Source organism: Jiangella rhizosphaerae (assembly GCF_003579925.1).
GTDB lineage: Bacteria > Actinomycetota > Actinomycetes > Jiangellales > Jiangellaceae > Jiangella > Jiangella rhizosphaerae.
In genome coordinates this window covers 1-4,631 of the sequence record NZ_QUAL01000322.1, presented here as the reverse complement: position 1 = coordinate 4,631, position 4,631 = coordinate 1, and the positions used below count along the sequence as shown (strand labels likewise).

Sequence of the window (4,631 nt, the reverse complement as noted above, 5' to 3'; positions counted from 1 at the left end):
CGGCGGCCCTCGGGGCACCCGCCGCGGACGCGGCGCCGGTCCCACCGGCCGAGGGCAGCCGGGCCGTCCCGCCACCGGGCGGCCACATCCTGTTCGTCGTCGGGACGGCCGCACCGGCGGCGCGTGCGCAGCTGGAGCGGCTGGCCGATCACGTCGCCGCCGTCGTCGAGCTCGATCCCGGCCGGCTCACCGAGCCCGCGGCCACGGCGCACGAGGTTGCCGCCCGCACCGCCGGGCGCACGGCCGTCGTCCACCTGACCGACGCCCACGGGGCCGCGCGGTCGCCGGACGTCGTCGCCGCGCTGGCGACGGTGGTCGAGCCGGCCGCGCGCGAGCACGCGGCCCTGGTGCTCAGCGGCGGCGAGACCGCGCGCGCCGTCCTCGCCGCCATCGGGGTCGGCGAGCTGCACGTACGCGAGGCGTGGGACGACGGCGTCGTCGTCAGCACCGCGCCAGGGGGCCGGGTCGTCGTCACCAAACCCGGCGCGTTCGGCGACCCGCACACGCTCGTGCGCATCGCCCAGCGACTCCCCACCACCCGTTGGCATCGGCATGCCGAGCACAGCCCGCACGAGGAGGACACATGAAGACACCACTGGTCGCCGTCACCATGGGCGACGGCGCCGGCGTCGGCCCCGAGGTCGTCGTGCGGGCGCTCGCCGACCCCGAGGTGCGGTCGCTGTGCCGGCCGGTGGTCGTCGGCGATCTGCGGCGGCTGCGCGACGCCGCGCGCATCACCGGGGTCGAGGTCGAGCTGCGGGCGGTCGACGGGCCCGAGGCGGCCGCCTTCGAGCCGGGGACGATCGAGGTGATCGACCTCGGGCTGCTGCCGGCCGACCTCCCGTACGGCGAGCTGTCGGCCGTCGCCGGCGATGCGGCCTACCACTACGTGAAGGTGGCCAGCGAGCTGGCCGTCGCCGGGCGGGTGCAGGCCATCTGCACCGCGCCGCTGAACAAGGAGGCCCTGCACGCCGGCGGTCACCCGTACCCCGGGCACACGGAGCTGCTGGCCGAGCTGTGCGGCGTCGACGAGGTGTCGATGATGCTGTCGACGCCGACGGTGAAGGTCATCCACGTCACCACGCACATCGGGCTCGTCGACGCCATCGAGCGCATCGACGACGCGCTGGTCGAACGCACCATCCGGCGCGGCGACGCGACGCTGCGCGACGCCGGGCTGGCGCGGCCGCGGCTCGGCGTGTGCGGCATCAACCCGCACGCCGGCGAGAACGGGCTGTTCGGCCGCGGCGAAGAGGAGGAGAAGATCGTGCCGGCGGTGCAGCGCTGCCGCGCCGACGGCCTCGACGTGCAGGGCCCACTGCCCGCCGACACCGCGTTCTTCCTGGCCAGCCGGGGCGACTACGACCTCATCGTGGCGATGTACCACGACCAGGGGCACGGCCCGGTGAAGGTGCTCGGGCTCGAGGCGGGCGTGAACATCAGCGTCGGGCTGCCGGTCATCCGCACGTCCGTCGACCACGGCACCGCCTTCGACATCGCGGGCACCGGACGCGCCGACGCCGGTAGCATGATCGAGGCTCTGCGCCAGGCGGCCGCGCTCGCGCCGAGCCCCTAGCGAGCGAGGTGGGGATGAACGACCGGCTGACCGCGCGCGACCGCCGCCGGGCCATCGTCGACATGGCGTGGACCGACGGCCGGGCCGGTGTCGGCCAGCTGGCGCTCCATTTCGGCGTCACCGAGTCGACCATCCGCCGCGACCTCGCGCTGCTCACGTCGCAGGGTCAGCTCGCGCGCACGTACGGCGGCGCCATGGCGCACGGGCTGGTGTTCGAGGCGTCGCTGGGGCAGCGGTCACGGGAGGGGTTCCGGCAGAAGCAGGCCATCGCGGCATGGGCGGCCGAGCAGATCGGCCCCGGCGAGACCGTCCTGCTCGACGCCGGCACCACCACCGGCCAGCTCGCGCGCGAGCTGCGCGACCGCGACCAGCTCACCGTCGTCACCATCGGGCTCACCGTGCTCAACGAGCTGGCCGACGCCGACGGCGTCGACGTGCTGTGCCTGGGCGGGCGGCTGCGGCACATCAGCCAGGGCCTGGTCGGGCCGTTCGCCGAGGCCGCGCTCGAACGCGTCACCGCCGACCGCGCCTTCCTCGGCGCCGACGCGGTCACCGTCGAGAACGGCATCTGCGAGGCCAACCTCGAGCAGACCCGCCTCAAGGAGATGATGATGGCGCGTGCCGAGCGGGTGTACGTGCTGGCCGACGCCAGCAAGCTCGGCCGGCGTCCGTTCCACGCGTGGGCTCGCATGCCCGCGTCGTGGACACTGGTCACCGACGACGGCGCGCCGGCCGACGAGATCGAGCGGTTCCGCGCCGCCGGTGTCGAGGTGATCATCGCCAGCACGAAGGCCGCGACCTGACCCTGCAGGAGGCCCCATGACCGGCACGCACGCCCACCGGCGCCGTTTCCCCGGCACGGCAGTGGGTACCGCGCAGACTATGACGTTGATGACTATGGGAGCCGACCAGCTGGAGGAGGCGCGCATCTCGACCGCCGGCCGCGCGTCACGGACCCTGCACAGCGGCCTGCACCTACGTCAGACCCTCATCGCGCTCACCGCGGGGACACGGATGGACGAGCACCAGAGCCCCGGCGACGCGACGGTGCACTGCCTGCGCGGGCACGTGACGCTGCGCACGCGCGAGCGCACCATCGCCGTCGGCGAAGGGGAGCTGATCGACGCGCCGCCTGAGCGCCACGACGTCGTCGCCGACCAGGACTCCCTGTTCATCCTCACCGTCGCCGTGGCCTGACCCACCGGCGACGCCACGGGCGACCCGGGGCTCACCTCGGCCGGGCGGCGCGGCCCCAGGCGTCGAGCAGTCGCGCGGCCGACCCGCCGATGGGGCCGACGACGTCCTCGAGGACGTCCGGGTCCGGCAGCGCGGCCGTCTCGACGGCGGGCAGTGCCTCGGCGGCGGTGCCGATCAGCGACGAGCAGACCGCCAGCAGGTAGTCCGGCACGACCAGGCGCGGGTCGACGCAGCCGACGACCGGGACCCCTGCGGCGGCGATCAGCGGGAATACCGTCCCCGGGATGCCGATCGCGACCTCCGCCCGCGCCGACGCCTGCAACGACGGGACCGGGCTGATCTCGTACCGGCTCCACAGCGCCGGGTTCTCGCGCGGGTGCAGGCCGACCACGATGTGCTTGCCGGCGGCCTCGAGCGCCGCCGCGGCGTCGAGCAGCAGCTGGGTGCCCGGCGCGGCACCGCCGGTCTGGTCGGGGTAGGTGACGCTGGTGAGGACCAGGACGGTGTCCGGCTCCGGCGCGGGCGTGGGCAGCGCGTCGGTCTGCGGCGAACCGACGACGCGGACCCGGCGGCGGGTGCCGAGGTGCCCCGCGAACGACCGGCCCTCCGCCGCGGACGACGACGTGACCAGCCGCAGCCGGCGCTCGAACTCGTGCGCCCGCGGCGCCTCGGCCGCGGTGAGGTAGGCCAGCGACGACGCCGCCAGCGGTGTGTGCCGGCCGAACGCCGCGGCGCAGTCGGCCGGCCAGTCCGTCGCGCCGGTCACGACCAGCAGGTCCGCGACCGGCTCATCGTCGGGCGTGACCACGGGGACGGTCTCGCCGGGCGCGATCTGCGAGCGGTCCGGGACCAGCTGCCGGACGTCCCAGCCGCGCCGGGCGATCTCCGGCAGCAGCGGCCGTACGTGATAGGTGCCCCACGGCTCGTTCGTGGCGACGAGAATGCGGGGCGTCCGGGTCGCGGCGACGGCCGGTCCACCGGCGACGGCGGCCAGGCCGGCGCCCAGGCCCAGGCCGGCGAGTGCGCCGGTGACGAACGAGCGACGGGACGGAAGGGACGATGCGGTCATGCGGCGCACCGTACCCGCGCCGACCGGCCCGGACGTGAACGTCCCGTGAATCACCCGGGTCCCGCTCGCCCCCGCGATTCCTGTTGATCATGGTGACATCGGGGTTTCCCGTCCGGGCGGAAACCCGATTCCTCCATGATCAACAAGGCGGAAGGGGGGCGCATCACCAGGGGACGGGGCGGCCGTCGCGGAAGAAGCCGCCGGTGGGACCGTCGTCGGGCAGGGTGGCGGCCCACACGATGCCGGCCGCGCCCTCGGCGACCGGCCGGCCGCCGGGGCCGCCCATGTCGGTGGCGACCCAGCCGGGGCAGATCGAGTTGACCAGGATGCCGTCGCGGCGCAGCTCGGCCGCGAGCATCCGCGTCACCGCGTTGAGCGCGGCCTTCGTCATGCTGTACGCGGGTGTGCCGCCGCCCATGCTCGCCAGCGACCCGCCCTCGCTCGACACGTTGACGATCCGCGGGTGAGCGCCCGCCCGCAGCAGCGGCAGCAGCGTCGTCGCCAGCCGCCAGGGGCCGTAGACGTTGGTCTCGGCGGCCTCGCGGACGACGTCGAGATCGGCCGACGCCGCGCGCTGCCAGGTGTCGTAATGGATGGCGGCGTTGTTGACCAGCACGTCCAGCCGCCCGAACTCGTCGCGCAGGAAGCCGGCCAGCGCGGTGGCGTCGGACGTGCTGGTGACGTCGAGCCGGAACGCGACGACGTCACCCGGCAGCCGCCCGGCCGCGGCGCGGGCCGCCGCGGCGTCCCGCGCCGTCAGCACGACGGTGTGGCCGCGCGCGGCCAGCT

At 75.1% G+C, this 4,631-nt stretch carries 6 protein-coding genes; 4 read left to right on the top strand and 2 right to left on the bottom strand.

Annotated elements, in window-relative coordinates; all coding sequences use genetic code 11:
- The 4 genes from DY240_RS24060 to DY240_RS24045 form a co-directional block, all read left to right on the top strand.
- Positions 1–587: nucleotide-binding domain containing protein (locus DY240_RS24060; RefSeq protein WP_199702281.1), on the top strand; the 587-nt coding region annotated here is incomplete at its 5' end.
- Positions 584–1,576, top strand: coding sequence for a 4-hydroxythreonine-4-phosphate dehydrogenase PdxA (gene pdxA, locus DY240_RS24055; protein ID WP_119662255.1), 993 nt, complete (start codon positions 584–586; stop codon positions 1,574–1,576). The genes DY240_RS24060 and pdxA, both read left to right, overlap by 4 nt.
- Before the next feature lie 14 nt (positions 1,577–1,590).
- On the top strand, positions 1,591–2,379 hold the full coding sequence (locus DY240_RS24050; RefSeq protein ID WP_199702279.1) for a DeoR/GlpR family DNA-binding transcription regulator: 789 nt from the start codon (positions 1,591–1,593) through the stop codon (positions 2,377–2,379).
- Between the two features lie 88 nt (positions 2,380–2,467).
- Entirely contained in the window at positions 2,468–2,773 is a 306-nt protein-coding gene (locus DY240_RS24045; protein ID WP_199702277.1) for a cupin domain-containing protein, read from the top strand.
- A 31-nt stretch (positions 2,774–2,804) separates the two neighbouring features.
- Here DY240_RS24045 and DY240_RS24040 read toward each other — a convergent pair whose 3' ends face one another.
- Positions 2,805–3,842, bottom strand: coding sequence for a hypothetical protein (locus DY240_RS24040; RefSeq protein ID WP_119662256.1), 1,038 nt, complete (start codon positions 3,840–3,842; stop codon positions 2,805–2,807).
- Positions 3,843–4,005: 163 nt separating this feature from the next.
- The gene (locus DY240_RS24035; RefSeq protein WP_407659378.1) at positions 4,006–4,629 is read right to left on the bottom strand and encodes an SDR family oxidoreductase; all 624 of its coding nucleotides are present in this window, start codon (positions 4,627–4,629) and stop codon (positions 4,006–4,008) included.
- Positions 4,630–4,631: the final 2 nt, after the last annotated feature.

Excerpts from the sequence above, each read along its gene's own strand:
- pdxA (WP_119662255.1), top strand. The coding sequence starts at position 584 with ATGAAGACACCACTGGTCGCCGTCACCATGGGCGACGGCGCCGGCGTC.
- DY240_RS24050 (WP_199702279.1), top strand. The coding sequence starts at position 1,591 with ATGAACGACCGGCTGACCGCGCGCGACCGCCGCCGGGCCATCGTCGAC.
- DY240_RS24045 (WP_199702277.1), top strand. The coding sequence starts at position 2,468 with ATGACTATGGGAGCCGACCAGCTGGAGGAGGCGCGCATCTCGACCGCC.
- DY240_RS24040 (WP_119662256.1), bottom strand. The coding sequence starts at position 3,842 with ATGACCGCATCGTCCCTTCCGTCCCGTCGCTCGTTCGTCACCGGCGCA.